The sequence below is a fragment of the Duganella sp. Leaf126 genome (assembly GCF_001423125.1).
Classification (GTDB): Bacteria; Pseudomonadota; Gammaproteobacteria; order Burkholderiales; family Burkholderiaceae_D; genus Rugamonas.
Genome location: NZ_LMNW01000031.1, coordinates 108,107 through 134,111, shown reverse-complemented (window position 1 = coordinate 134,111; position 26,005 = coordinate 108,107). Strand labels below are relative to the sequence as shown.

The following is a 26,005-nucleotide window of genomic DNA, read 5'->3' as shown; positions in this document are numbered from 1 at the left end:
GCACGCCAAAAGGTGCGCCGGGAGGCGCGCGGGCAGTAAAACCCGCCGGGGACCGCGCAGCGATGACTGCCCGCAAAGCCAGCGGCCCGTCGCCGACCCAGGCCAGGGCCTGGTTTGCTGCGCGCGGCTGGAAGGTGTTTCCATTCCAGCGCGAGGTCTGGCAGGCGGCCCTGGCCGGCCAGTCGGGCCTGCTGCACGCGAGCACCGGCGCCGGTAAAACCTATGCGGTGTGGTTCGCGGCCCTGCAGCGCGCAGCCTTGCCCAAGCGGCCGCGCGCCGGCATCAAGGTGCTGTGGCTCACGCCGATGCGGGCGCTGGCCGCCGACACCTTGCGCGCCTTGCAGGAGTCGGCCACCGATTTGCTGCCGTCCTGGCAGATCGAGGCGCGCACCGGCGATACCGGTTCGGCCCAGCGCGCGCGCCAGAACAAGCGCCTGCCCGATGCGCTGGTCACCACCCCGGAAAGCCTGACCCTGATGCTGAGCAAGGCCGATGCGCTGACCCAGTTTGCGCAGCTGGACATGGTGATCATCGACGAATGGCACGAACTGATGGGCAACAAGCGCGGCGTGCAGACCCAGCTGGCGCTGGCGCGCCTGCGGCAATGGAATCCGGGCCTGGTGGTCTGGGGCCTGTCGGCCACGCTGGGCAACCTGGCGCAGGCGCGGCAGGCGCTGATGGCGGACGGGGTGGCGGTCGAAGGCCATGTCGCCAAGGACATCGTGGTCGATACCCTGATCCCCGATCATCCGTCGCGCTTTCCGTGGGGCGGCCACCTGGGACTGCAGATGCTGCCGCGCGTGATTGCGGAAATCGCGCAGCACGCCACCACGCTGGTGTTTACCAACACCCGCTCGCAGGCGGAACTGTGGTACCAGAACATGCTCGACGCCCGTCCCGACTGGGCCGGCCTGATCGCGCTGCACCACGGCTCGCTGGCCAAGGAGGTGCGCGACTGGGTCGAATCGGGCCTGAAAAGCGGCCAGCTCAAAGCCGTGATCTGCACCTCGAGCCTGGACCTGGGGGTCGACTTTTTACCGGTCGAGCGGGTGCTGCAGATCGGCAGCGCCAAGGGCATCGCCCGGCTGCTGCAGCGGGCCGGCCGCAGCGGCCACGCGCCGGGCCGCGTCTCGCGCCTGACGCTGGTGCCCACCCAGAGCATGGAGCTGCTGGAAGCGGCCGGCGCGCGCCAGGCCGTGGCGGCGCGCGACATCGAGGCGCGGCCGGTGCCCTACAAGCCGCTCGACGTGCTGGTGCAGCACCTGGTGACCATCGCCCTGGGCGGCGGCTTCCGCTCGGAGGAGCTGCTGGCAGAAGTGCGTACTGCCTGGTCGTTCCGCGACCTCACCGATGAGGAATGGCAGTGGGCGCTCGACTTCGTCGCCCGTGGCGGACAGACCCTGGCCGTGTATCCCGAATACCGGCGCGTGCTGCCGGACGAGGAGGGCGTCTACCGCGTGCCCGACGTCACCATCGGCCGCCGCCACCGGATGGGCATCGGCACCATCGTGTCCGACGCCAGCCTGCAGGTGAAGTACGTGAGCGGCGGACGTCTCGGCAGCGTCGAGGAATCGTTCATTTCGCGCCTCAAGAAAGGCGACCATTTCCTGTTTGCCGGCCGCATCCTGGAATTCGTGCGCCTGCACGAAATGACGGCCTACGTGCGGCGCGCCACCGGCAGCCGCGGCGCCGTGCCGCGCTGGCAGGGCGGCAAGATGCCGATGTCGTCCGAGCTGGCCCACGCCGCGCTCGAGCAGCTGCGCCTGGCCACGATGAACGGCGCCGACACGCTGGGCCCGGAAATGCGGGCGATCGCGCCGCTGCTGGCCACCCAGCAGAAATGGTCGGCGCTGCCCACGCCCGACACCACCGTGATCGAGACCATGCACAGCCGCGAAGGGCGGCACCTGTTCATGTTTCCGTTTGCCGGCCGCTCGGTGCACATCGGCCTGGCCTCGCTGATCGCCTGGCGCGTGGCGCGCCTGACGCCGGTGACGTTTTCGATCGCCGTCAACGACTACGGTTTCGAACTGCTGGCAGCGCAGGAGGTGGACTGGGCGGCGGTACTGGACGTGGGCCACGGCGCCGACGCCGGCCTGTTCGGCACCGACCGGTTGCTCGAAGACGTGCTCTCCAGCCTGAACGCCACCGAGCTGTCGCAGCGGCGCTTCCGCGAAATCGCCCGCATTGCCGGCCTGATTTTCCAGGGTTTTCCCGGGCAGTCCAAGAGCGCGCGCCAGCTGCAGGCGTCGTCGGCGCTGTTCTTTTCCGTGTTCCGCCAGCACGATGCCGGCAACCTGCTGCTGACCCAGGCCCAGCGCGAAGTGCTGGAGCAGGAACTGGAGCTCACGCGCCTGCGCGCCACGCTGGAAGAACTGCAGGCGCGCCGCATCAGCTTTCATGCGACCGCGCGCGCCACGCCGTTCGGCTTTGCGCTGATGGTGGAACGCTTCCGCGAAAAACTCAGTACCGAAAAACTGTCGGACCGGGTGGCGCGCATGGTGCGCGAACTGGAAAAGGCGGCCGGACCATGAGCGCGCTGCCCGACGAGCACGGTGCGCTGGCGATCGAGCTGGCCGGTGAACTGGTCTGGCTGCTGCCCGAAAAGGCGCTGTACTGGCCGCGCGAACGGATGCTGGTGATTGCCGACATCCACTTCGGCAAGGCGGCCTCGTTCCGCGCCCTCGGCGTGCCGGTCCCGGGCGGCACGACGCTGGCCAACCTGGCGGCGCTCGACCGCCTGGTGGCGCGCCATGGCGCGCGCCAGGTGCTGTTTCTCGGCGACTTCTTGCATGCAAAGGCGGCGCACGCGGCATCGACCATGGCGGCCCTGCGGCACTGGCGCGCGCAGCAGCCGGCGCTGGGGCTGACGCTGGTGCGCGGCAACCACGACCTGCATGCGGGCGATCCGCCGCCGTGGCTGGCGATGGCCATGGCGGACGAACCGATGCACCAGGGGCCGTTCGCGTTTTGCCACCACCCGGATCTGCTGGCGACCGGCTACCTGATGGCCGGCCACGTGCATCCGGTGTACCGCCTGCGCTCGGGGTGGGAATCGGTGTCGCTGCCGTGCTTCATGGCGGACGGCCAGCGCATCGTGCTGCCCGCCTTCGGCGCCTTTACCGGCGGCCATGCGGTGGTGCCGGCACCGGACGAGCGCCTGTTCGTCACCAGCGGCGACGCCGTGGTGGAAGTGCCGGCAACGGTGCGAAGGGAAGGGCGCTAGCCGGACACTGCCTGGCGCGCTGGACGGGTGCCAGCGGGCGCCGGTGCGGGCGCAGGGACGCGTGTTACAGGCAGATCGTGGTCGGACGGTCCATCCGGATCGTCGAGCGGCCGGTCAGGGCTTTTCTGGCCATCTGCACCAGCTGGGTCATCTTGCTGGAGCCGGCATCCCAGTATTCGGCCGACTGGATGCGCACGCGGATCAGCGTCAGGTGCGGGTCGTCCACGCCCTTGGGGAACCAGTTGCGCGCTTCCGGCGTCCACAATTCGCGCGCCTTGGCCTTGTCCTTGAGCAGGAAGGCCTGGCCCGCGATCGACAGGTAGAGCTGGCGCTCGGGGGCCGAATAGCTGATGTTGACGTCCGGGTGCCTGGGCAGGTCCAGCGTGAACGCGGCCTCGTCGGTGGTGAAGAACCAGAGATTGCCTTCGTTGTCGATCTGCTGCGTGGTCAGGGGCCGGCTCGTGAGCAGCTGATCGGCGTCGCAGGTGGTGAACATGCCGAATCGCACATCCTTGATTTTGCTGGCAATGGTCTGGATCTGGTCTTGCGAGTACAAGGGCATGGTGCGCCTCCACGGTGAAATTCAAATGGGGTAGAGGGTAGGCCGGCGTTGCCGGCGATTCCGTTCGCGCACGCACCTAACTGCCACCGCGACTTTACATGACGGATACACAGCCCGGATTGACATCATAAATGATAATTATTATCATTTCGGTTGGTGGCAGTTTGTTACCTTAAATTTCATCGAGGATTTACCGTTGAGCGCACCGCCCGTCCACCATGCTCCCCAGCTCGCCCAGGCTGCCCAGGCCAGCCGCGCCGTGTGGCTCAAGCACCTGCACCAGTGGCACTGGATCAGCTCGGCGTTATGCCTGCTCGGCATGCTGCTGTTTTCGATCACCGGCATCACGCTCAACCACGCTGCGCAAATCGAGGCCAAGCCCACCATCACCCGCCGCGAGGCGACGGTGCCTGCCGCCTTGCTGGCGCAGTTGCGCGCCGACGCGGCCACGCACGACGGCGCCAAGGCGCCGCTGCCGCCGCCGGCCGAGCAATGGCTGCAAGACACCTGGCAGGTGCAGGCGGGCGGGCGCGCGGCCGAATGGTCGGCCGAAGACATTTACCTGGCCATGCCGCGCGCCGGCGGCGATGCCTGGGTGCGCATCGAGCTCGAAGGCGGCACGGCCGAATACGAAAAAACCGATCGCGGCTGGATTTCCTGGCTCAACGATGTGCACAAGGGCCGCAACACCGGTGTGGCCTGGAACTGGTTCATCGACCTGTTTGCCGTCATGTGCCTGGTGTTCTGCCTCACCGGCCTGCTGATCCTGAAGTTCCACGCAGCCAAGCGGCCGTTCACCTGGCCCATGGTGGGCCTCGGTGCGCTGGTTCCTGTCGTTATCGCTTTGCTGTTCATCCACTAACTGTCTCAATTCACTCCAGGACCCCCATGAAATTACGTTATTCCATTGCCCTGAGCCTGCCGCTGGCCAGTGCTTCGGCCCTGGGCGCCGAGCTGGCGCTGAAAATCGATGTACCGCAGCTCAACGTCGCCGAGTATCACCGCCCGTACATCGCCGCCTGGCTGGAAAACGCCGATCAGAAGGTGGTCACCAACCTGGCCGTGCTGTACGACACGGGCAAGCGCGACAACGCCGGCACGAAATGGCTCAAGGACATGCGCCAGTGGTGGCGCAAGACCGGGCGCGACGTGACCATGCCGCTCGACGGCGTCAGCGGCGCCACCAAGGCCCCCGGTGAAATCTCGCTGACCTTCCCGGCTGCCAAGGCAGTGCTCGACAAGCTGCCGGCCGGCCAGTACACGCTGCTGGTGGAAGCGGCGCGCGAAGCCGGCGGCCGCGAAGTGGTCAAGGTGCCGCTGCAATGGCCGCCGAAGGCGGCGCAAAAAGCCACCGGCCAGGGCAAGGAAGAACTGGGCGCGGTTGTGGTCCAACTGAAACCCTGAGCGAAACCTTACGCGGAAAGCCGATATGAACCAATTCAACAAGACGCCGTTATTGCTGACGCTGGCCCTGGCGCTGACCGGCGCAAGCTTCAATGCCCATGCCCACAAGCCGTGGCTGCTGCCCACGTCCACCATCGTCGAGACCCGCGACAACTGGGTCACCATCGACGCCGCCATTTCCGAAGGCCTGTTCAATGTCGATCACATGCCGCTCAAGCTCGACGGCATCACCATCACCGGTCCGGACGGCGCCAAGCTGGAGATGCAGAACGTCGCCACCGGCAAGCTGCGCAACAGCTTCGACCTCAAGCTGCCCAAGCCTGGCACGTACAAGATCGCGCTGGTGTCGCAAAGCGTGTTTGCCAGCTACAAGGACAAGGCCGGTGAGACCAAGCGTTTCCGCGGCGACGAAGCCGGCTTTGCCAAGGACGTACCGGCCGATGCGGCCGACCTCAAGGTCTCGCGCACCCAGGGCCGGGTGGAGACCTTCGTCAGCACCGGCCAGCCCGATATGGCCGTCTTCAAGCCGACCGGCGTCGGACTGGAACTGGTGCCGGTCACCCACCCGAACGACCTGCGCGCCGGCGAAAAAGCCACCTGGCGTTTTCTGCTGGACGGCAAGCCTGCCGCCAACCAGGGCGTGAGCCTGATACCGGGCGGCGTGCGCTATCGCGGCACGCTGGGCGAAATCCGCAAGAATACCGACGCCAACGGCGAACTCAGTTTCGAGCTGCCGGCGGCCGGCATGTACCTGGTCAGCAGCACCTGGCCGGCCGCTGCGCCGTCCAAGCCAGGGCAGCCGCCGCAGATGCCCGAGCGCCGCGCCAGCTACGCTGCCACCATCGAAATCCTGCCGGAATAAGGGGGATGCGCCGGGTTATCCTGCCTCATCATATTTCCGCAGACCCGGCGCCTGCGGCTGGCGTGCTGCACGATTTCGCCGGGCGCAGCATGGGCACCAGCTGGTCGGTGCGGCTGGTGGCCGCGCCCACCGCTGCAACGTCCCATTTGCAGCAGGGCTTGCAGCAGCAGCTCGACGCCGTAGTGGCGGAAATGAGCCACTGGGAAGCCGATTCCGATCTCGGGCGCTACAACCGCGCGCCGGCCGGCAGCTGGCAGGTGCTGCCGGCGGCCTTCTTCGACGTGCTGGCGTTCGCGCTGGACGTGGCGCGCGCCAGCGGCGGCGCCTGCGATCCGTGCGCCGGCACGCTGGTCAACCTGTGGGGCTTCGGTCCGCACGGCCGCTTCGGCCGCGCCGATTTCAGTGCGCCTACTGCGGCTGCGGTGGCCGCCGCCCGCGACCGGCTGGCGGCGGTGCGCCACGCCGTGGCGCTGGCGCCGCCATCGGCCGCGGATCCGCAGCGGCGCGCCTTCCAGCCCGGCGGCATCGCGCTCGACCTGTCGGCCGTGGCCAAGGGCTATGGCGTCGACCGCCTGGCCTATTACCTGAAAAGCCAGGGCCATGCCCATTACGTGGTGGAAGTGGGCGGCGAGCTGCGCGGCGCCGGCGTCAAACCCGACGGCCAGCCCTGGTGGGTGGCGCTCGAGCAGGTCGATTCTGACAATGATGAGCAACAAACAGTGGTGGCCCTGCACGGCCTGGCGGTCGCCACCTCGGGCGACTACCGGCGCTACTTCGAGCGCGACGGCGTGCGGTACAGCCACACCATCGATCCGCGCAGCGGCATGCCGGTGGCGAACGGCCTGGCCTCGGTGACGGTGATCCACGCCCAGTGCATGGCAGCCGACGCCTGGTCCACCGCCTTGACCGTGCTGGGCCGAAAGGAAGGGCTGGCGCTGGCCGAACGCCTGGGGTTGGCCGCGCGCTTCGTCGAGCGCACGGCGGCCGATGGCGTGGCCGGTGCGCGGCCCACGTACACCGAATACCTGAGCAGCCATTTACGCGGCATGCTGGACGCATGATCTGGACCCACGACCCCCATCGCTGGCTGCTGGTGGCGGCCTGCGCTACCGCCTATGGCCTGGTATGCCTGCAGCCGATACTGCGCGAGCGCCGCAAGCGCCGCGCTGCCGCCCGCGCCAGGACGGAGGCGGTCGCCGCGCCAGGCTGGACCGTCGCCTATGCCAGCCAGACCGGCAATGCCGAAGCGCTGGCCGGGCAGACCGTGGCCACGCTGCGCCTGGCCGGCATCGCGGCGCACTTGCGGGAGTTGTCGGACTTGCAGGCTGACGATCTGCAACACACCGAACGCGTGCTGTTCCTGGTCAGCACCTACGGCGAAGGCGATGCCCCGGACGGCGCCGCCACCTTTGCCGCACGCGTGATGACGACCCGCTTGCCGTTGCCGCGGCTGCATTACGCCGTGCTGGCGCTGGGAGACAGCGCCTACCGGCAGTTTTGCGGCTTCGGCCGCGCGCTCGATGGCTGGCTGCAGGCGCAGGGCGCCCACAGCCTGTTTCCGCGCATCGACGTCGACCGCAGCGCCGACGCTGCCATCGCCGCGTGGCGCCAGCAACTGAGCCACCTGGCCGGGACCAGCGACGCGCCCGACTGGGGGGCGCCGTCCTACCAGCCGTGGACCCTGGCGGCGCGCCGGCTGCTCAATCCGGGCAGCGTCGGCGCCCCCGTCTATCACCTGGAACTGAGCGCGCCCGACGGCTGCGCCGCCTGGCAATCCGGCGACCTGGTGCAGGTGGCAGCACCGGCCGAACCGGACCGTCCGCGCGAATATTCGGTCGCGTCGGTCCCGACCGATGGCCGCGTGCACCTGCTGGTGCGCCTGCACCGCCATGCCGACGGCAGCCCCGGCGTGGCCTCGGGCTGGCTCACGCAGCAGGCGCAGGTCGGCGCTGCGATCGCGCTGCGGCTGCGCGCCCACCGGCGTTTCCGCCTCGACGGCAACGCCGACCGGCGCCTGATCCTGATCGGTAACGGTAGCGGCATCGCGGGCCTGCGCGGCCACCTGCGCGCACGGGCGCAGGCGGGGCAGGGCGGCAATTGGCTGCTGTTCGGCGAGCGCAGCAGCGCCCATGATTTCCATTACCGCGAGGAGCTCGAAGCATGGCAGCAGCAAGGCCTTCTGGACCTCGACCTGGCCTGGTCGCGCGACGGCGGCACCGAGCGTTACGTGCAAGACTTGCTGCCGGCGCGCGCGGACAAGCTGCGCGCCTGGCTGGCGGACGGGGCGGCGATTTATGTATGCGGCAGCCTGCACGGCATGGCGGCCGACGTCGACCGGGCGCTCGAACGCCTGCTCGGGCGCGAAGCACTCGATAATTTAGTTGTTACACGCCGATACCAGCGCGACGTCTATTAATCAAATTTCCTTACTAAATGTTGTAACTTCACTACAGTTGTGTATGGTGAAATGCTTATTTAAAGAAATAAAATTTTATGAATCGGCGAGTTTTTCTGAACAATCCACGATTGTCGTCCAGCAAGTGCAAGATCGTCGAAATTACCGGAAATAGGCTCACACTTTGTTACACATTCATTACATAATCCCTGCTCGCTGAGACAGGGGAGCCACCACCACGCCTCTGCTCATGTGACTAAAACCATATTCAGGGAGTAGTGAATGAAATTGCAAGAGAAAGCAGGCGCCCGTTCGGTGCGGTTGGCACTCGCAGTATTGGCCGGTTCCACACTGTTGGCAGGCCAGACCGTTGCGCAAGATGCCCCGGGCATCCAGAAAGTGGAAATTACCGGCTCCGCGATCAAACGGATCAATGTCGAGGGCGCATTGCCAGTTCAGCGTCTGAGCTCGGAACAGATCGCCAAGACCGGCGCGACCTCGGTTGCCGAACTGATTCAGGCGCTGCCTTCGATGCAAGGTTTTACCATCGCCGCCGTGGCCGCGGGCACGAACTCCGGCGGCCGCGTGTCCGCCTCGATTCACAATATTGGCGAGAGCTATACGCTGGTGCTGCTCAATGGCCGCCGTATCGCGCCGCAAGGCTCGGGATCGTCGATCAACCTGAATGCCATTCCGATGGGCGCAGTTGAACGTGTCGAGATCCTGACCGATGGCGCCTCTGCCCTGTACGGCTCCGACGCCATTGCTGGCGTGATCAACTTCATCCTGAAGAAAAATCTGCAAGGTGGCACTATCGAAGGTAACTGGAATCAACCGGGCCAGAGCCGTGCCGGCGAAGGTTCCAACATCAGTGCCACGTTCGGCTTCGGTGACCTGGACGAGAATCGCTACAATGTGCTGCTGTCGGCCCGTCACGATGAGCAAGGCCAGTTGAAAGCGACCGACCGCAACTTCGCAAAGAGTTCGTTCGTGCCGTTCAGCTGGAACGGCCAGAACTACATCCACGACCGTTCGAGCACCTCGGCCGTACCGGCCAACGTCGGTGTCAACTATAACGACGGCGTCGACGCGAATGGCAAGCCGATCAGCAAGACTGTCGGTTTCAATCCGTACCGCAACATCAACGGCGCATGTGGCCCGATGAACCGGCCTTCGTTCAACAATACCGCTACCGTGCAGAACTGCGGCTACGATTCGGCAGCCACCGTCGAGATCGTTCCGGAAAGCAAGCGTGACAGCTTCTTCGGCAAGGCAACGATGAAGGCCACCGACAGCATTGAAGTTTCGCTCGAAGCGGCCTATTCGCGCCTCGACCTGACTGCCAGCATTGCGCCGAATACCGCGTCGATCGCGATAGCGAAAGGCTCGCCGCTGTATAACACCTACGTTCGCCCATACCTCACTACCGCGCAAAACGCCAATGTGACCAGTACCACGGCGACCTACCGTACCTTCGACTGGGGCAATCGCAACAGCCAGACCATTACTGAATCGAAGAACCTGGTACTGGCTGCCGAAGGCGATGTCGGTGCATGGAACTTTGGCACCGGCCTGACCTGGTCGCAGAACGCCATCGATGAGCGCTATGTCGGCGGCTACGTGAAGAACGCCGAGTTCCGCAGCATGTTGACCAACAACCAGTTCAACCCGTTTATTCCCGCTGGCCAGCAAAGCCCCGCAACCAACGCGCTGATCGCCAACTCGGTATTCAAGGGTTCGATCCGCGAAGCGTCGACGACCCTGAAGGGCATCGACGCACGCGCATCGCGCGAGCTGTTCAAGCTGCCTGCCGGAGCGTTGAGCATGGCGCTCGGTGGCGACTACCGTAACTACCACTACGAGCAGACTCCTAACGCCACGTCGAACGACATCTACGGCTTCAGCACCTCGCCCAAGTATGACATGGAGCGTAACAACTACGGTGTATTCACCGAGTTCAATGCGCCGCTCACTAAAACTGTCGAGGTGACTGCAGCTGGCCGCTATGACACGATCGAAGCTGTGAAGAACCATGTGGCCAACCGCGAGATGGGTCGTAAGGAATCGGCCAGCACGTACAAGGTCACGGCACGCTGGCAGCCATCGCAGTCGTTCCTGATGCGCGGCTCCTACGGCACCGGGTTCAAGGCGCCGTCGATGCTCGACATCGGCCAGCCGCTGGTCAGCGCCGGTTTCACGGCCCGTTCTTGGGCTTGCCCGGCCAACCTGGCTGCGGAAAACTCGGCCTACTGCCTGCCGGGCGTGGCGCAGTACAACGTCATTTCGGGCGGCAACGAAAATCTGAAACCGGAGAAGTCCAAGCAATACACGGTCGGCTTCCGTTTCGAACCGACGCCGGCGTTTTACGTACAGGCTGATCTGTGGGACGTGAAGATCCGTGACGCAGTTTCGGCGGTCTCCGAGGCGCAGATCTTTGCCGACCCTGTCCAGTTCCGTTCGCTGTTTACCACCTTCGTCGATCCAGGTAGCGGCCAGACCCGTTGGGCCAAGCAGACCTTGTCGGTCAACATCGGCCAGACCCACAACCAAGGTATCGACTGGGAAACCAGCTATCGTCATCGCTTCGATATCGGCAACCTGACCACCACCCTGAACGGCACCTATCTGATCAAGTCTGACTATACCCGTCCAGGCACGTCGAACGATTTCGTCAATAGCATGAACTTCTTCGGTATCGACGATTCCGTGTCGTTCCGCCACGTTGTTCGTTTGTCGAGCTCGCTCGATACGGGTGCCGTGACCAACACGCTCATCGCTAATTACCGTAACGGTTACACCGATGCCTCGGCGACTTCGTACAACCTGGGCACGAATGCGAATGAGACGTTCCGCATCGAAGTGCCTTCCTACCTGACGTTCGACTGGCAGGGCAAATGGCAGGTAAGCAAAGAGATCTCCTTGCGTGCCGGCGTTAAGAATATCGCCGACCGCGAGCCGCCACTGTCTCTGCGAGCTTCGTCCGGTCACCAGATCGGCTATGACGCCCGCTATGCTGATCCAATCGGCCGCTCGTTCTACCTGACCGGCAGCTACACGTTCTAACGCTGACTGGCACGATCCAGACCCTGCGCCCGCAAGTGCGCAGGGTTTTTTTGTCACTGGACACGCGCGTTTTATCAGCGCATCAAGCTGGCAGTCCGATTGCACTGCGCAGAAGCGATGCGGCGTCGGGCGCGGGCGCCTTACTGCTGCACTTCAGTCCGCGCCGACCTGCTCCAGCCCGCGTGCCAGGCTGGAAATGCTGGGGTTGTCGATGAAGACGCAGCGCTTGCCGTTGCGCTTGCAATAGTCCTTGACCCGCCAGTAGGCGCTATGGCTGATGCAGCCGGTCTGGCAAATCACCAGGTCGGCTGCGGCCAGGCTGGCGTCGAGACGGTTGGCGTTGTCTTCCAGGCCGCCGTCGTGGTGCGAAAACTGCGCGCCCTCGCGTTCGATCAGCTCGCGGTAGGTGGCGACATTGCCGCTGCGCCCGCCCACGCACAAGACCGCGCGCTCACTCAGGCGCAGCGGCATTTTCATCACGTGCTCGACCACCTGCCGGCTGGCATCGGCGTGGGCGGCGTCGCGCAGGGGCAGCGCCGGCGGGGCTTCTGCCGCGCGCGCCAGTTCCAGCTTGAGGTCGGCGATCTGCTGGCGCATGGCGCGTTCGCGCTCGTCCATCTGCTGCAGCCGGTCCGCCAGCCGGGCCCGCGTTTCCAGTCCCGGGATCGATGCGCGCAAGGCGTCCAGTTCGCTGCGCAGCGCATCGGCCAGGCTGTCCTTGCCGATTGCCTGCGCGCGCAGCTGCATCAGTTCGGCCGCGTGCCTGTCGGCATCGGCGGTTTTTTCCGCCAGCAGGGCGGCGGCGCGTTGCTGCGACCTGGCCAGCTCCTGCGTCAGGCGGGCGTTTTCGCGCACGGTGGCGTTGAATTTGCTGATGTCGGCACGCACGCAGGCGCCGGCCTGGTGCTGCACCATGTGCAGGTCGCGGCACATCTGTTCTTCCAGTTCCGGGCTGCAGCGCGGATGGGTCAGGCCCGCCCAGAAGGCGCCTGCCACATCGCCGGCAGCGACGGCGGCGCGCCACAGCCCGGCCACCTGCTCGGTGGTCCTGGCCGCGCGAAAACGCAGCAGCACCGGCGCATAGCGCCGTTCCAGTTCCTTTTGCAGTGCCTCGGACAGGCGGTTGCGGGTGGCGCACTCGGTGACCGCACCGACGTGCACTTCGTAGTCGTCGGCCAGCACCTTGCCGTGGGTGACCTTGTCCACCAGCTTGCGCAGCACGCCCAGCGGGAATCCGACCCCGACCAGCGGGCAATGGCAGGCGTGGCCCAGTTCCCACAGGCGCCGCCGGCGTGACGCTTGCGCTTCGGCGCTGGCGCTGGCGACGTTGTGGATCAGCGGTTTTGCCGGCCGCACCATCTGCTGCTGCGCTGCGTCTGCCGCTGGTGTCTGCGGCAGCGGCTGTGCCGGTTGCGGCCCGGGGGCCCCTGTGGTGGCCCGCGTGGCGGCCGATGATGTTGTGGCGCCGGGCAGGCCGGCCCGGTGGGGCATTGCGGCAGCGATGATCGCTGCCAGCGGATCGTGTTTTTCGCACATGGTGAAGGGCTCCGTGTCAGGCCGTGGCCGGTGCGCTGCGGGCGCGCGCCATGATGCGGCCGAGAAAATTGGTCTTTTCCTGCTGTTGCAGATTGCGCTCGACCACGGCCGCCCACTGCTCGTGCAGTTGCTGGCAGGTGGCGCTCAGCACCGGCGCCAGGTCGGGCAGGCTGGCCAGCGCTTTCAGGTGGCGCTCGATGACGGCGGCCAGCTTGATGCAGCCGCCATCGGCGTCATTGCTGGCCGTGTAATGCGACATCAGGTGCAGCACCGCCGAGAGCATCAGCTCGGGCTGGTGACCACCCTGCGCGGGCGTCTGGAAGATCGGATCGGTACGGTCGATGTGGATAGCCATCAAACACTCCTGGTGTGGAAAAAGGGAGCTCGGCTGGCAATGCACACGCTAGGCTGCGGCTGGCAAACTCGAAGGGCAGGCGCCGGGCGGCGCCCGGCATGTTCCCCGTGCGGCAAAAACGGGCAGAAACGGTCTCAGGCGGTCAGGATCAGCTTGTTGAGCTGGGTGACGCGCAGGCGGTAGACGCGGCCCGCATGTTCGATTTCGAGTTCACGGCCACCATCCATCAGCCCGGCGCTGCTGACGCGTTTGACGGGAACGACAGCAGCAGCCGCCGGCACGGCGACGGTGGAACGGACACTGATTGCGGGCGGGTGGACGGGCAGGGCGGCAGGCATCGCATCTCTCCTTCAAATAAGAATGATTCGTATTTGCGTTCATTATTGAGGAAGGTGGAGGGGAATGCAAGCGGTATTTTGACGGATGCAAAAAATTGCCGGAAAAATCAGGAAACGGCAGCATGGCAGGCAAAAAAAAGCCCGGCCGCAGGGCCGGGCGCAAAGCTGGGTGAGAACGCGTGACGTGTTGCAGGCTTTTAGAGGGCGGCCAGCAGTTGCGCCGGCGTGGCGGACTGGTTCTTGCTCTTGGCTGCCGCCAGCTGCTTGGCCCGCGTGCGCGAGGGTGGCAGCCGGCGCAGGGTTTTCAGCGCCTCGGCGTCCTTGATGCCGATGGTGCGCTGGTCCACGCTGATCAGGCCAATCTCGTTGAAGGCCGACAGCGTGCGGCTGACCGTTTCCAGCGTCAGGCCCAGGTAGCTGCCGATCTCGTGGCGCGTCATGCGCAGGTTGAACAGCTTGGCAGAGTAGCCCATCTGGGCGAAACGGTCGGCCAGCATGACCAGGAAACGCGCCACGCGCGCTTCGGCGGACAGGGCACCGAGCATGCCGATCATGGTCTGCTCGCGCACCAGCTCGCGGCTCATGACGCCGTACATCATGTTTTCCAGCTCCAGGTGGACCCGGCCCAGCGCGGTCAGCTTCTTGAACGGCAACAGGATCAGGTCGCAGTCGGACAGCGCCACCGCTTCCGACGAGTAGTGGCGGGTGTGGATGCCATCGACGCCGAGCATGTCGCCCTTCATCGGGAAACTCAGGACCTGCTCGTTGCCGAACTCGTCGATCAGCACGGTTTTCAGAAAGCCGGAATTGACGATGTACAGCGTGTCGAACGGCTGGCCAATGGTATGGATGCGCTGGCCCGTCTTGAACTGCACGTGCTGGAACAACAGTTCTTCGGTGGTGACCGATGCCGCCGACGGAATGTGCAGCAGATCGCACACTTCCTTGAGGTTGGACCAGAGGCGCCCCTGACGCTGGCGGCCGGCTTCCATCGACGACGATTGCAGGGTCGTCGTGACCGGGCGAATTTCAGACGCTTGCGTTGACAGCATGGTGAGCTCCTGTGTGCACGTGATGCGGTTCGAAACAGTGGAAGGAAAGCCGCCGGATCGTGCGCAAACCATGCGCAAAAGGGTGAGCGGCGCGCACGGCACGCTTGATGCCGTGCAGCATGAATCAGTGATTTCAGTATGCCAACAGGGGCCGGGACTGGATATCAGCAATGGCTGAATATGCACGTAGGAGCGTGCGAAGGTGTGTAGGAGAAGTCCTACTTGAGGGGCAAAATTCAGGTTTTGAACGGCGACAGCAGGCGATGCGCTACGGCATATTGAACCATTTCTGACAATGAGCTCATGCCCATTTTCTGCATGATCCGGGTCTTATGGGTGCTGACCGTCTTGACGCTCAGGTACAGGCCGTTGGCGATTTCGGTGATCGACTTGCCTGCCACCAGCAGCGAAAAGACCTCGAATTCGCGGTCCGACAGCTGTTTGTGCAGCAGGCTTTGGTTGGGCATCATGATGTTGAGCGCCAGTTGCTCCGCCACCTCGGTGCTGATGTAGGGGCGGCCTGCGGCGACCTTGCGGATGGCGCCCACCAGCTGGGTGCCGGCACTTTCCTTGGTCAGATAGCCTTGCGCTCCGGCACGGATGGCGCGCACTGCGTACTGCTCTTCTTCGTGCATGGTGAGGATCAGAATGGCCAGCTTGGGCGCTTCGGCCTTGATCTGGCGGATCAGGTCGACGCCGCTGCGGCCCGGCATCGACAGGTCGAGCAGCAGCAGGTCGAAGCCGCCCTGGCGCACATGGCCGAGCACCTCGAAGCCGTCGATGGCCTCGCCAACGATATCGATGTCGGGCGCGCCGTCGAGGATGCGTTTGAGTCCCTCGCGCATGATGGTGTGATCGTCGGCAATAACTATTCGTATCATCGTGGTTTGCTTGCGCGGGAGAATGTTTTAAAGTAAAAATTGTTGCGATTGAGGTAATCTTGTAATGCTACTACAAAAAGTTACCGAGTATCCTAACTTTTGTACTCGGGTTCGGCAATCAGGCGGTGCACCAGCACTGGAATGCGTGATTGCGACAACACCTTGTTGGTCACACTGCCCAATAGTAACTGTCCCCAGCCGCTGCGCCCGTGCGAACCCATGAAGATCAGGTCGCATCCATGGCGGACGCCGGTGGCGACGATTTCGGTGGCCGCATTCTCGGCAAACGTGGTCAGCGCGGTGCAGACGATGTTGCGTCGCTGGCACGCCTGGACCACGTCGCGCACGTATTCTTCGCCCGCGTGCAGCAGCGAGGCGCGGTATTCGTCCTCGCTCGGATAGCTGGGCGGGATGATTTCCACGTAAATCGGATATTGGTAAGCGGGCGCGACAAACAGGACCAGCACTTCGGCACCGAGCTGTTCGGCAAAGGTGACGCCGGCGCAGGCAGTCTTGCTGGACACGGCGGACCCGTCGGTCGTGATCAGAATTTTTCGGTACATGGTGAACTCCCGGGAAGGTGGGACACGAGGTGAATTGTAGACGCGATTTACATTATTGCCAGTAAGGAAAGAGTTGATGATTGTCAAACATAACAAATTTCGCCGGTCGAAAAGCGCGAAGTCACCGTTCTTTTTTTGCACAGAGGCATCATTTTTGTGTCATCGACCGTGCTTTGCGACTATATCCGGTGATAGTATCGTCAAATACAACGGAATGTGATGCCGTCCAGGTAATTGCCGCTGGCGGGTTTGGCACATCCCGCGCGGCCCTGCTACACTCGCGATAGTGTTTTATTGCCGTGCATCATCATCGTGGGGCAGCAATTTTACAAATTATGGAGAAGCAGGGATTATGACCAACGCCGCTGACGATTTCGACGCCTTATTTGAAGAAGTGTCCGCTCAAAGCAAAACTGCTGCTCCAGCACCGGCTCCAGCTCCGGCTCCGGCAGCAGCCGACGAGGACGACCTGGAAAGCTTGTTCGACCAGCTCGCCTCTGGCGCCGCCGCTGCGCCAGCAGCACCGGCAGCACCGGCGCCGACACCCGAGCCTGCAGCAGTGGCCGCCGATGGCGCCGACGGTGACGAGACCGAGAAGCCGATGTTCGAACGCCTGGGCGGCATCGTGCGCCTGCTGCACGATTCGCTGCGCGAACTGGGCTACGACAAGGCGCTGACCGAAGCATCGACCCAGATCAACGACGCCCAGGACCGCCTCGAATACGTCGCCACGCTGACCGAACAGGCCGCCAACAAGGTGCTCAACACGCTCGACGAAGCCATGCCCGACCAGGACGTGCTGTCGAAGCAGTCGAAAGACATGGAAAACCGCTGGGCCGACCTGTTCGCGGGTAAGCTGAGCCTGGAAGAGTTCAAGCAGCTGGCCGGCGATTCGCAAGCATTTGCGGTAGCCGTTTCCGCCGCCACCGAGACCGAGAAGGCGCGCCTGCTCGAAATCATGATGGCACAGGACTTCCAGGACATTACCGGCCAGCTGATCAAGAAAGTGGTCATCATCACCAAGACCGTCGAGGCGGAACTGGCGCAGCTGCTGCGCGATAACGCACCGCCGGCGGTGCGCGAGAAGATCGCCCAGAAAGAAGTGACCCTGATGTCCGGTCCCTCGGCGCCGGCCGTGGCGCTGAGCCAGGACAGCGTGGATGACCTGCTTGCCGATCTGGGGTTCTAATGGACGATATGCTCAAGGATTTCGTCGTCGAGGCGATGGATCTTGCGGTCAACGTGGAAGAGCACCTGCTGGCGCTCGAACGCGATCCTGACAACAAGGAAACCCTCAACGCGGTGTTCCGTTCCTTCCACACCATCAAGGGTGGCGCCGGCTTCATGGGCCTGCCGGCCATGGTGACCGCCTGTCACCTGACCGAAAACCTGTTCGATGCGCTGCGCACGGGCGCCGCGCCGGTGACGCCGCTGGCGATCGAAGCGGCGCTGCAGGCGTCGGGCTTCGTGGCCGACCAGTTGGCCGAGCTGAACAACGGCGCCCAGCCGGACACCCTGCCGGCCTTGCCGCAGGACCTGGAAAGCCTGCTCAACGACGCCATTGCCGGCAAGACCGACAGCACGCCCGCCGCTGCCGCGCCTGCCGCTGCACCGGCTGCGCCGGCGCCAGTTGCTGCCGCGCCGGTGGCTGCGCCAGCGGCCGCGGTCGCCGCAGCCCCCGCTGCGCCAGTGTCCACCGCTTCGCCAGACGGCCTGGACTGGGAAGGCATGTACGAAGCGGTCATGCCGGCCGGCAGCTATACCCGCCCGACGGTCGCTGCGGTGGCGCCTGCTGCCGTCACGGCTGCCAACGCGGTAGCGCCGGCGTCGGCACCGCCAGCGGCCACGCCTGCTGTCGCAACCGCGGCCGTGGTGCCGGTTGCGCCGGCGGCACGCCGCGAAGCACCGGAGAAACGCGACGAACGTCCGCAAAGCGCGCCGGCCAAAGAAGAGTCGATCCGCATCGATGCTGTTAAACTGGACGCCCTGCTCGAAGTGGCCGGTGAATCGGTACAGGCCGCCAACCAGGCTGCCGTGCTGCTCGAACGCCTGATGCAGTTCAAGTTCGAAGGCCAGGCCCAGACCCTGATGGCCACGCTGGCCGAAACGCTGGAGCGGGCGTCGCGCTACTCGACCGAGCTGCAGCGCGCCACGCTGGCAACGCGCATGCAGCCGGTGGGCCGCTTGTTCCAGAAATTCCCGCGCCTGGTGCGCGAGCTGGCCAAGGACCTGGGCAAGGAAGTGGAACTGACCATCGAAGGCGCGGAAACCGAAGTCGATCGCGTGGTGGTGGACAGCCTGTATGATCCGCTGGTGCACATGCTGCGCAATTCGCTCGACCATGGCGTGGAGTCGCCGGCCGACCGTCTCGCTGCCGGCAAGCCCGCCAAGTCGTACATCTCGCTCAAGGCGTGGCAGGAAGCCAACAGCGTGATGATCGTGCTGCAAGACGATGGCAAGGGCATGGACCCAGTGATGTTGCGCAACAAGGCAACCCAGAAAGGCCTGATCAGCGAATCGGCCAACCTGACCACCGAGGAATGCTACCAGCTGGTGTTCCTGCCGGGCTTCTCGACCAAGGAAGTGGCGTCGAGCGTGTCGGGCCGCGGCGTGGGCATGGACGTGGTGAAAACCGCAGTCGAGAAAAACCGTGGCGCGATCCATATCGAGTCCGGCCTCGGCAAGGGCACCAAGTTCTCGATCCGCCTGCCGATCGAGCTGTCGATCGTGCCGACCATGCTGGTCTCCACGTCCGGCGCCGCGCTGGCGCTGCCGATGGCGGTGGTGCAGCGCGTGGTGGAATTGCCGGAAGTGTTCATGGAAGTGGGCGGCGCCCCGGTCCTCAAGGACCAGGGCCGGCCGCTGCCGGTACGCTCGCTGGCCGACTCGCTCGGCTACGAGAGCTGCCGCGAGAAGGTCGGTATCGTTGTCTCGGCGCCACAGCCTTACATCCTGGCCGTGGAAGCGGTGGACGGCACCGCCGACCTGGTGATCAAGCCGATGACCGCGATTACCGTCGAGGGCATTACCGGTACCGCCCGTTCCGCCGAAGGCGAACTGGTGCTAGTGGTGGGCCTATCGTTCCTGATGGACGGTTGTCGGGGTAGTGTACGCATGGCGGCCTGAGTCGGTAGACTCGGCCAGCAATATCAAAAGCCTGCGTTTTGCAGGCTTTTTTTTTACCGATTTTTGACGGTTTTCTTGGGCGTCATGGGCAGTGCAGGAAAAGGCGGAACCGCGCGGGCTCACGAGGCCGGCCTCCGGCGGCTGCTTTCCATTTGCACACTATGGCATAATCAACCAGCATCACTCACACAGGCTGTAGCAGCACACATCATGATGAAGACGCTTTACGACAAACTCTGGGATTCCCACGTGGTCAAGGCCGAAGACGACGGCACCACCATCCTCTACATCGACCGTCACCTGGTGCATGAAGTGACCAGCCCGCAAGCGTTCGACGGCCTGCGCGGCGCCGGCCGCGCACCGTGGCGCGTGTCGGCCAACCTGGCCGTGGCCGACCACAACGTGCCGACCACCGGCCGCGCGGACGGCATTGCCGATCCGGTCTCGCGGCTGCAGGTCGAAACGCTGGACAAGAACACCGCCGCGTTCGGCCTCACGTATTTCAACATGAACGACAAGCGCCAGGGCATCGTCCACGTGATCGGACCGGAGCAGGGCGCCACCCTGCCGGGCATGACGGTCGTCTGCGGCGACTCGCACACGTCCACCCACGGCGCCTTCGGCGCACTGGCGCACGGCATCGGCACCTCCGAGGTCGAGCACGTGCTGGCCACGCAAACGCTGCTGCAGAAGAAATCGAAAGCCATGCTGGTGCAGGTCGATGGCGCACTGCCGGCCGGCGTGACGGCCAAGGACATCGTGCTGGCCATCATCGGCAAGATCGGCACGGCCGGCGGCACCGGTTACTGCATCGAGTTCGGCGGCTCCACCATCCGCGCGCTGTCGATGGAAGGGCGCATGACCGTCTGTAACATGGCGATCGAAGCCGGTGCGCGCGCCGGCATCATCGGCGTCGACGACACCACCATCGAGTACGTCAAGGGCCGGCCGTTCTCGCCGGCCGGTCCGCACTGGGACCAGGCCGTGGCCTACTGGCGCACGCTGCATTCGGACCCGGGCGCACAATTCGACCTGGTGGTCACGCTCGACGCGGCCCAGATCAAGCCGCAGGTCACCTGGGGCACGTCGCCCGAGATGGTCGTGGCCATCGACGGCCGCGTACCCGATCCGGACCAGGAAAAGGACAGCGTCAAGCGCGACGCCATGGAAAAAGCGCTGGTGTACATGAACCTGCGGCCCAACACGGCGATCGAGGACATCCGCATCGACAAGGTGTTCATCGGTTCCTGCACCAACTCGCGCATCGAAGACCTGCGCGCGGCAGCGGCCGTGGTGCGCGGCAAACAGCGCGCGTCCAACGTCAAGCTGGCGATGGTGGTGCCCGGCTCGGGCCTGGTCAAGGAACAGGCCGAGCGCGAAGGCCTGGACCGCATCTTCCGCGATGCCGGCTTCGAGTGGCGCGAACCGGGCTGCTCGATGTGCCTGGCGATGAACGCCGACCGCCTGGAACCGGGCGAGCGCTGCGCCTCGACCTCGAACCGCAACTTCGAAGGCCGGCAAGGCCAGGGCGGGCGCACCCACCTGGTGTCGCCGGCCATGGCCGCTGCGGCCGGCGTTGCCGGTCACTTCGTCGATGTGCGCAGCCTGCGCTGACCCTTGCCGCCTGCGGGCGGCGCCAGGCGCCGCCCCGAACATGAAACCTACCGTCTGACAGAAAGCCCAGCATGAAAAAAATCGCCACCCTCACCCTGATCGCCACCGTCCTGCTCACCGGCTGCAATACTGTTGCCGGCGTCGGCAAGGATATCCAGCGCGCCGGGCAGGCGGTGCAGGGCGCCTCAGGCCATTGACTATGACACCAGCGGCTGCGCGGCGCCCGGCGCCGCAGCGGCCGCCCATCGAGAGCATCATGGAAAAATTTACGATTTATGAAGGACTGGTCGCGCCGCTGGACCGCGCCAACGTCGATACCGACGCCATCATCCCCAAGCAGTTTTTAAAATCGATCCACCGCACCGGTTTCGGCCCCAACCTGTTCGACGAATGGCGTTACCTCGACCACGGCGAACCGGGCATGGACAACAGCCGGCGGCCGCTGAACCCGGATTTCGTGCTCAACGAGCCGCGCTACCAGGGCGCCTCGATCCTGTTGACCCGCAAAAACTTCGGCTGCGGCTCCTCGCGCGAACATGCGCCATGGGCGCTGGACCAGTATGGCTTCCGCGCCATCATCGCCTCGTCGTTCGCCGACATCTTCTTCAACAACTGCTACAAGAGCGGCTTGTTGCCCATCGTTTTACCCGAAGCGCAGATCGATCATCTGTTCAATGAAGTCAAGGCCTTCCCCGGTTACCGCCTGGTGGTGGACCTTGAACAGCAACGCATTTCCACCAGCAACGGCAGCGTCTCGTATCCCTTCGAGATCGACGCCTTCCGCAAATATTGCCTGATGAACGGACTCGACGATATCGGCCTGACCCTGCGTCATGCCGACGCTATCCGCGACTTCGAACAGCGTCATCTGGCAAACCAACCCTGGTTGGCCAACGCTATCTGAGACAGACCACATGAAAATCGCAATCCTCCCGGGCGACGGCATCGGCCCGGAAATCATCGACCAGGCCGTCAAGGTCCTGAACGTGCTCGGCGAATCGTTCGAGCTCGAAACCGCCCCCGTCGGCGGCGCCGGCTATGCCGCCCACGGCCACCCGCTGCCCGAGAACACGCTGGCGCTGGCGAAAGCGGCCGACGCCGTGCTGTTCGGCGCGGTCGGCGACTACCAGTACGACAAGCTCGAACGCGCACTGCGCCCCGAGCAGGCCATCCTCGGCCTGCGCAAGCAGCTGGGCCTGTTCGGCAACCTGCGTCCCGCCATCCTCTATCCGGAGCTTGCCGGCGCTTCCACCCTGAAACCCGAGGTGGTGTCGGGCCTCGACATCCTGATCGTGCGCGAACTGACCGGCGACATCTATTTCGGCCAGCCGCGCGGCGTGCGCGAATGTCCCGACGGTCCGTTCCAGGGCCAGCGCGAAGGTTACGACACCATGCGCTATGCCGAAGGCGAAATCCGCCGCATCGCCCACGTGGCGTTCCAGGCGGCGCAAAAGCGCGGCAAGCGCCTGACCAGCGTGGACAAGGCCAATGTGCTCGAGACGTTCCAGTTCTGGAAGGACATCGTCACCGACGTCCACCAGGAATACCCGGACGTCGCGCTCGAGCACATGTATGTCGATAACGCCGCCATGCAGCTGGTGCGTGCGCCGAAGAAATTCGACGTCATCGTCACCGGCAATATGTTCGGCGACATCCTCAGCGACTGCGCCGCCATGCTGACCGGCTCGATCGGCATGCTGCCGTCGGCCTCGCTCGACGCCAGCAACAAGGGCCTGTACGAACCGTCGCACGGCTCGGCGCCCGACATCGCCGGCAAGGGCATCGCCAACCCGCTGGCCACCATCCTGTCGGCGGCCATGATGCTGCGCTACACATTCGACAAGACCGAGCAGGCCGACCGCATCGAAACGGCCGTCAAGTCGGTGCTGGCGCAAGGCCTGCGCACCGCCGACATTTTCGAGCCGGGCACCACCAGGGTGGGCACCGAGGAGATGGGCAACGCGGTGGTGAAAGCGCTGGCAGCCTGAGGCCGCAAAGTCGTCATCCCCGCGCAGGCGGGGATCCCATGCGATGTGCGACGGCGCCGGAAGACTGGATACCCGCCTGCGCGGGTACGACGCTGGTGCGGTCATGGATCGTCTAAATAATATTCAAGGATTAACAATGAAACTCGTAGGTCTCGTAGGTTGGCGCGGCATGGTCGGTTCGGTCCTGATGCAGCGCATGCAGGAAGAGGGCGATTTTGCCCACATCGAACCGGTGTTCTTCACCACGTCCAACCCGGGCGGCAAGGCGCCGGCGATGGCGAAGAACGAAACCACGCTCAAGAGCGCGACCGATATCGATGAACTGAAAAAGTGCGAGATCATCATCTCGTGCCAGGGCGGCGACTACACCGGCGAGGTGTTCCCGAAACTGCGTGCAGCCGGCTGGAACGGCTACTGGATCGACGCCGCCTCGACGCTGCGCATGGAAAAGGACGCCGTGATCGTGCTCGACCCGGTCAATATGCACGTGATCAAGGACGCGCTGGGCAAGGGCGTCAGGAACTACATCGGCGGCAACTGCACGGTGTCGTGCATGCTGATCGGCCTCGGCGGCCTGTTCCAGCATGGCCTGGTGGACTGGATGACGTCGATGACCTACCAGGCCGCATCGGGCGGCGGCGCCCAGCACATGCGCGAACTGCTGACCCAGTTCGGCACCATCAACGGCGCCGTCAAACCGCTGCTCGACGACCCGGCGTCGGCCATCCTGGAAATCGACCGCCAGGTGCTGGCGACCCAGCACGGCCTGTCGGCCGACGAGATCAAACAGTTCGGCGCGCCGCTGGCCGGCAACCTGATTCCGTGGATCGACAAGGACCTTGGCAACGGCCAGTCGAAAGAAGAGTGGAAAGCCGGCGCCGAGACCAACAAGATCCTCGGCCTCGGTGCGGACTTCGGTTCGGCGGCGATCCCGGTCGATGGCTTGTGCGTGCGCATCGGCGCCATGCGCTGCCACTCGCAGGCGCTGACCATCAAGCTGAAAAAGGATGTGCCGCTGGACGAAATCACCGACATCATCGCTTCGGCCAACCAGTGGGCCAAGGTGGTGCCGAACACGCGCGAGGCGTCGGTCAAAGACCTGTCGCCGGCAGCGGTGACCGGCGGCCTGACGATTCCTGTCGGCCGCCTGCGCAAGATGAGCATGGGGCCGGACTACCTGTCGGCCTTCACGGTCGGCGACCAGCTGCTGTGGGGCGCCGCCGAACCGCTGCGCCGCATGCTGCGCATCGTGCTCGAGGCATAAGGACGACGGGGCAGACGCTTGCGCGTCTGCCCCGTGCTTCTGTTCCCTATCGGCGGGCCGTCAGAAATTCTTGTTGACGACGAGCCAGGCCCGCACGGACGACTGCCTGCTCAGCAGCGCAGGGGCCGCTCCCAGGCGCGCTGCCACTGCGGCGGTCGCCCGCCACTGGTCGGGGCCGGTCCAGTTCAGGCCCACGCCGGCGCCGGACAGCGTTACGCCGTTCTCGGCGCTGGTCCAGGGCTGGCGGTTGATGCGGACGCGGGCGTTGTCGATGAACGCCTGCGCCTGCCAGCTGCCCGACAGCAGCGTGCCCAGCTCGTGGCGCAGTTCCGCGCTGGCCGTGTAGCCGGTGTCGCCCGACACCGCGCCGATGTCGTAGGCGCGCACGGTGTACGGGCCGCCCGCGCTCATCTTCTCCGCCGAATCGAGGTTGCGGTCGGCCCACTGGCCGCCGAACGCCAGGTACAGCGTATCGCGCGGCGTGAGACCCTGCAGCCGCGCCAGATTCAGGTTCCACTTTGCATAACCGCCGCGCGCGCGCGCGGTCGCCGCATCGGCTGCTGCCGCGTCGGCATTGTCGAACACGCTGCGGCCACTGGTCCAGCTCAGGGTCGCGGTACTCATGCCGCCGCCCAGCACGGTGTCGCGCTGGTCGGCATTGACGCTCACGATCCAGTTCCGCAGGTGGCGGTCGGTGCGCAGGTCGGAGACATCGATATGGTCGCGCAGCTTTTTGGCGTCGTACTGGACTTGCGCGTACAGGTTGGTTTGCTTGCTGCGGATAAACGGGTGGCGGATCCAGGCGCTGCCCACCGTGGCCGTGCCATTGGCGTCGAGCGCGCTGGCGGTGCTGCCCAGCCGGTACCGCAGGGCCGAGAAGGCGCTGCCGACCCGGGTGCCCTGGCCGTTCAGCAGGGCGTCGTACGCGAGGCGGCCGTAGTTCATGCCGTCGCCGGTGGTGGTGATGCCGGCGCTGAGGACGTCCCCGGCATGGAGGGGATTGAGTACGCTGACATTGCCGCTCAGGCGCGCACGGCCGATGTAGCGGTTGCCGTAGTTGTCGAGCGCCAGGTTGGCGAACGACGTGCCGGTCTCGCGCGCCTCGATCTCGATATCGGACGTGCCCACCGTCGCCCCCGGCTTGAGCACGGCGTTCACGCCCACGCCCGGCACGTCGGACAGCAGCAGCAGGGTGCGGTCGAGCGCGGCATCGGCAATCAGCGCGCCTGCGACCAGCGGCGCCAGCGTGGCGTTCAGCACGGCGTCGCCGACACCGCTGCGATTGTTCAGGCGTACGTTGCCGTAGCGGGCTTCGACCACCTGGATGATGATGGTGCCGTCGGTGATCGACTGCACCGGAATCACGGCCCGGCTGACCGGATGACCATTGGCCTGGTAATAGGCGGTAATGCGTGCGGCCACCGCTTCCAGCTGCTGCAGCGTCAGGCTTTTGCCTTCCTGGTCGGCCACCAGCGCATGCAGCGTTTCGGTGGCAAACGCCGTGTTGCCGGTGATGCGCAGGGTCTTGACGGCAATCGGCTGCGACGTCGGCAGGCCGGCGTCGCTTTTCGGCCGCACTTCCAGCGTCGGCGACTTCTGCGGGGCGACCGGCGGTGCGGGCGGCTGCATCTGCTGGAGGATGGCGCCGGCATTGGGCGGCGCCTGCTGGGCCAGCACCTGGGCCGCCACCTGGGCCAAGCCGTGGGCGGGCGCGGCGCCGACCAGCAGGGCGGCCAGCAGGGGTTTCAGTACGGGGCGAGGCTTGTGCATGGGTGT

Annotated in this window: 23 protein-coding genes; 15 read left to right on the top strand and 8 right to left on the bottom strand. The window is 65.1% G+C overall.

Going from position 1 to position 26,005, the window contains the following annotated elements; genetic code table 11:
* Window positions 1-62: 62 nt before the first annotated feature.
* Together ASF61_RS13915 and pdeM are read left to right on the top strand one after the other, a co-directional pair.
* Window positions 63-2,534 carry a ligase-associated DNA damage response DEXH box helicase gene (locus ASF61_RS13915; RefSeq protein ID WP_056158127.1) on the top strand — a complete coding sequence of 824 codons (2,472 nt, stop codon included), beginning with the start codon at window positions 63-65 and terminating at the stop codon, window positions 2,532-2,534.
* On the top strand, window positions 2,531-3,226 hold the full coding sequence (gene pdeM, locus ASF61_RS13910) for a ligase-associated DNA damage response endonuclease PdeM (RefSeq protein WP_056156810.1): 696 nt from the start codon (window positions 2,531-2,533) through the stop codon (window positions 3,224-3,226). Before ASF61_RS13915 ends, pdeM begins: the two co-directional genes overlap by 4 nt.
* Window positions 3,227-3,290: 64 nt before the next feature.
* On the opposite strand, the gene ASF61_RS13905 is transcribed toward pdeM, so the two are convergent.
* On the bottom strand, window positions 3,291-3,788 hold the full coding sequence (locus tag ASF61_RS13905; protein ID WP_056156808.1) for a pyridoxamine 5'-phosphate oxidase family protein: 498 nt from the start codon (window positions 3,786-3,788) through the stop codon (window positions 3,291-3,293).
* Between the two features lie 196 nt (window positions 3,789-3,984).
* Here ASF61_RS13905 and ASF61_RS13900 point away from each other — a divergent pair, with 196 nt between their 5' ends.
* From ASF61_RS13900 to ASF61_RS13875, 6 genes are all read left to right on the top strand, one after another.
* The gene (locus ASF61_RS13900; protein ID WP_056156806.1) at window positions 3,985-4,650 is read left to right on the top strand and encodes a PepSY-associated TM helix domain-containing protein; all 666 of its coding nucleotides are present in this window, start codon (window positions 3,985-3,987) and stop codon (window positions 4,648-4,650) included.
* A 26-nt stretch (window positions 4,651-4,676) separates the two neighbouring features.
* Window positions 4,677-5,192, top strand: coding sequence for a DUF2271 domain-containing protein (locus tag ASF61_RS13895; protein WP_056156804.1), 516 nt, complete (start codon window positions 4,677-4,679; stop codon window positions 5,190-5,192).
* Between the two features lie 25 nt (window positions 5,193-5,217).
* Window positions 5,218-6,054 (top strand): DUF4198 domain-containing protein, encoded by an 837-nt coding sequence (locus ASF61_RS13890; RefSeq protein ID WP_056156802.1) that lies wholly within the window; start codon window positions 5,218-5,220, stop codon window positions 6,052-6,054.
* 5 nt (window positions 6,055-6,059) lie between these two features.
* Window positions 6,060-7,115: an FAD:protein FMN transferase gene (locus tag ASF61_RS13885; protein ID WP_056156801.1), complete on the top strand. Its 1,056-nt coding sequence runs from the start codon at window positions 6,060-6,062 to the stop codon at window positions 7,113-7,115.
* The gene (locus ASF61_RS13880) at window positions 7,112-8,470 is read left to right on the top strand and encodes a sulfite reductase subunit alpha (RefSeq protein WP_056156799.1); all 1,359 of its coding nucleotides are present in this window, start codon (window positions 7,112-7,114) and stop codon (window positions 8,468-8,470) included. The genes ASF61_RS13885 and ASF61_RS13880 overlap by 4 nt, the downstream gene beginning before the upstream one ends.
* A 261-nt stretch (window positions 8,471-8,731) precedes the next feature.
* The gene (locus ASF61_RS13875) at window positions 8,732-11,512 is read left to right on the top strand and encodes a TonB-dependent receptor (protein ID WP_056156796.1); all 2,781 of its coding nucleotides are present in this window, start codon (window positions 8,732-8,734) and stop codon (window positions 11,510-11,512) included.
* 153 nt (window positions 11,513-11,665) lie between these two features.
* Here ASF61_RS13875 and ASF61_RS13870 read toward each other — a convergent pair whose 3' ends face one another.
* The 6 genes from ASF61_RS13870 to ASF61_RS13845 form a co-directional block, all read right to left on the bottom strand.
* Entirely contained in the window at window positions 11,666-13,048 is a 1,383-nt protein-coding gene (locus ASF61_RS13870) for a DUF2325 domain-containing protein (RefSeq protein ID WP_082491670.1), read from the bottom strand.
* A 16-nt stretch (window positions 13,049-13,064) separates the two neighbouring features.
* Window positions 13,065-13,403 carry a hypothetical protein gene (locus tag ASF61_RS13865; protein WP_056156794.1) on the bottom strand — a complete coding sequence of 113 codons (339 nt, stop codon included), beginning with the start codon at window positions 13,401-13,403 and terminating at the stop codon, window positions 13,065-13,067.
* 134 nt (window positions 13,404-13,537) lie between these two features.
* Window positions 13,538-13,741, bottom strand: a complete 204-nt coding sequence (locus ASF61_RS13860) for a hemin uptake protein HemP (RefSeq protein ID WP_056156792.1) — start codon at window positions 13,739-13,741, stop codon at window positions 13,538-13,540.
* 197 nt (window positions 13,742-13,938) lie between these two features.
* Complete coding sequence (locus ASF61_RS13855) at window positions 13,939-14,733, bottom strand: Crp/Fnr family transcriptional regulator (protein WP_056156790.1); 795 nt, start codon at window positions 14,731-14,733, stop codon at window positions 13,939-13,941.
* A 296-nt stretch (window positions 14,734-15,029) separates the two neighbouring features.
* Window positions 15,030-15,674 (bottom strand): response regulator transcription factor, encoded by a 645-nt coding sequence (locus tag ASF61_RS13850; protein ID WP_056156787.1) that lies wholly within the window; start codon window positions 15,672-15,674, stop codon window positions 15,030-15,032.
* 92 nt (window positions 15,675-15,766) lie between these two features.
* Window positions 15,767-16,237, bottom strand: coding sequence for a universal stress protein (locus ASF61_RS13845; protein ID WP_056156785.1), 471 nt, complete (start codon window positions 16,235-16,237; stop codon window positions 15,767-15,769).
* Between the two features lie 352 nt (window positions 16,238-16,589).
* Between ASF61_RS13845 and ASF61_RS13840 the strand changes: the two genes are divergently transcribed.
* The 7 genes from ASF61_RS13840 (at window position 16,590) to asd (ending at window position 24,229) form a co-directional block, all read left to right on the top strand.
* On the top strand, window positions 16,590-17,426 hold the full coding sequence (locus ASF61_RS13840; protein WP_056156783.1) for a protein phosphatase CheZ: 837 nt from the start codon (window positions 16,590-16,592) through the stop codon (window positions 17,424-17,426).
* Complete coding sequence (locus ASF61_RS13835) at window positions 17,426-19,363, top strand: chemotaxis protein CheA (protein WP_056156781.1); 1,938 nt, start codon at window positions 17,426-17,428, stop codon at window positions 19,361-19,363. The genes ASF61_RS13840 and ASF61_RS13835 overlap by 1 nt, the downstream gene beginning before the upstream one ends.
* 210 nt (window positions 19,364-19,573) lie before the next feature.
* Window positions 19,574-20,977, top strand: a complete 1,404-nt coding sequence (leuC, locus tag ASF61_RS13830) for a 3-isopropylmalate dehydratase large subunit (RefSeq protein WP_056156779.1) — start codon at window positions 19,574-19,576, stop codon at window positions 20,975-20,977.
* Between the two features lie 71 nt (window positions 20,978-21,048).
* Window positions 21,049-21,174: an entericidin A/B family lipoprotein gene (locus ASF61_RS22870; RefSeq protein ID WP_082491668.1), complete on the top strand. Its 126-nt coding sequence runs from the start codon at window positions 21,049-21,051 to the stop codon at window positions 21,172-21,174.
* 59 nt (window positions 21,175-21,233) lie between these two features.
* The gene (gene leuD / locus ASF61_RS13825; RefSeq protein WP_056158120.1) at window positions 21,234-21,881 is read left to right on the top strand and encodes a 3-isopropylmalate dehydratase small subunit; all 648 of its coding nucleotides are present in this window, start codon (window positions 21,234-21,236) and stop codon (window positions 21,879-21,881) included.
* Between the two features lie 10 nt (window positions 21,882-21,891).
* Complete coding sequence (leuB, locus tag ASF61_RS13820; RefSeq protein WP_056156777.1) at window positions 21,892-22,965, top strand: 3-isopropylmalate dehydrogenase; 1,074 nt, start codon at window positions 21,892-21,894, stop codon at window positions 22,963-22,965.
* A 136-nt stretch (window positions 22,966-23,101) separates the two neighbouring features.
* The gene (asd, locus tag ASF61_RS13815) at window positions 23,102-24,229 is read left to right on the top strand and encodes an aspartate-semialdehyde dehydrogenase (RefSeq protein ID WP_056156776.1); all 1,128 of its coding nucleotides are present in this window, start codon (window positions 23,102-23,104) and stop codon (window positions 24,227-24,229) included.
* Between the two features lie 60 nt (window positions 24,230-24,289).
* On the opposite strand, the gene ASF61_RS13810 is transcribed toward asd, so the two are convergent.
* The gene (locus ASF61_RS13810; RefSeq protein WP_229205851.1) at window positions 24,290-25,999 is read right to left on the bottom strand and encodes a ShlB/FhaC/HecB family hemolysin secretion/activation protein; all 1,710 of its coding nucleotides are present in this window, start codon (window positions 25,997-25,999) and stop codon (window positions 24,290-24,292) included.
* Between the last annotated feature and the right edge of the window lie 6 nt (window positions 26,000-26,005).

Excerpts from the sequence above, each read along its gene's own strand:
- ASF61_RS13870 (WP_082491670.1), bottom strand. The coding sequence starts at position 13,048 with ATGTGCGAAAAACACGATCCGCTGGCAGCGATCATCGCTGCCGCAATG.
- ASF61_RS13905 (WP_056156808.1), bottom strand. The coding sequence starts at position 3,788 with ATGCCCTTGTACTCGCAAGACCAGATCCAGACCATTGCCAGCAAAATC.
- ASF61_RS13895 (WP_056156804.1), top strand. The coding sequence starts at position 4,677 with ATGAAATTACGTTATTCCATTGCCCTGAGCCTGCCGCTGGCCAGTGCT.
- ASF61_RS13835 (WP_056156781.1), top strand. The coding sequence starts at position 17,426 with ATGGACGATATGCTCAAGGATTTCGTCGTCGAGGCGATGGATCTTGCG.
- ASF61_RS13875 (WP_056156796.1), top strand. The coding sequence starts at position 8,732 with ATGAAATTGCAAGAGAAAGCAGGCGCCCGTTCGGTGCGGTTGGCACTC.
- ASF61_RS13810 (WP_229205851.1), bottom strand. The coding sequence starts at position 25,999 with ATGCACAAGCCTCGCCCCGTACTGAAACCCCTGCTGGCCGCCCTGCTG.
- leuB (WP_056156777.1), top strand. The coding sequence starts at position 21,892 with ATGAAAATCGCAATCCTCCCGGGCGACGGCATCGGCCCGGAAATCATC.
- ASF61_RS13855 (WP_056156790.1), bottom strand. The coding sequence starts at position 14,733 with ATGGAAGCCGGCCGCCAGCGTCAGGGGCGCCTCTGGTCCAACCTCAAG.
- leuC (WP_056156779.1), top strand. The coding sequence starts at position 19,574 with ATGATGAAGACGCTTTACGACAAACTCTGGGATTCCCACGTGGTCAAG.
- ASF61_RS13865 (WP_056156794.1), bottom strand. The coding sequence starts at position 13,403 with ATGGCTATCCACATCGACCGTACCGATCCGATCTTCCAGACGCCCGCG.
- ASF61_RS13890 (WP_056156802.1), top strand. The coding sequence starts at position 5,218 with ATGAACCAATTCAACAAGACGCCGTTATTGCTGACGCTGGCCCTGGCG.
- ASF61_RS13850 (WP_056156787.1), bottom strand. The coding sequence starts at position 15,674 with ATGATACGAATAGTTATTGCCGACGATCACACCATCATGCGCGAGGGA.
- ASF61_RS13880 (WP_056156799.1), top strand. The coding sequence starts at position 7,112 with ATGATCTGGACCCACGACCCCCATCGCTGGCTGCTGGTGGCGGCCTGC.
- ASF61_RS13885 (WP_056156801.1), top strand. The coding sequence starts at position 6,060 with ATGCGCCGGGTTATCCTGCCTCATCATATTTCCGCAGACCCGGCGCCT.
- ASF61_RS13840 (WP_056156783.1), top strand. The coding sequence starts at position 16,590 with ATGACCAACGCCGCTGACGATTTCGACGCCTTATTTGAAGAAGTGTCC.
- leuD (WP_056158120.1), top strand. The coding sequence starts at position 21,234 with ATGGAAAAATTTACGATTTATGAAGGACTGGTCGCGCCGCTGGACCGC.
- ASF61_RS22870 (WP_082491668.1), top strand. The coding sequence starts at position 21,049 with ATGAAAAAAATCGCCACCCTCACCCTGATCGCCACCGTCCTGCTCACC.
- asd (WP_056156776.1), top strand. The coding sequence starts at position 23,102 with ATGAAACTCGTAGGTCTCGTAGGTTGGCGCGGCATGGTCGGTTCGGTC.
- ASF61_RS13860 (WP_056156792.1), bottom strand. The coding sequence starts at position 13,741 with ATGCCTGCCGCCCTGCCCGTCCACCCGCCCGCAATCAGTGTCCGTTCC.
- ASF61_RS13915 (WP_056158127.1), top strand. The coding sequence starts at position 63 with ATGACTGCCCGCAAAGCCAGCGGCCCGTCGCCGACCCAGGCCAGGGCC.
- pdeM (WP_056156810.1), top strand. The coding sequence starts at position 2,531 with ATGAGCGCGCTGCCCGACGAGCACGGTGCGCTGGCGATCGAGCTGGCC.
- ASF61_RS13845 (WP_056156785.1), bottom strand. The coding sequence starts at position 16,237 with ATGTACCGAAAAATTCTGATCACGACCGACGGGTCCGCCGTGTCCAGC.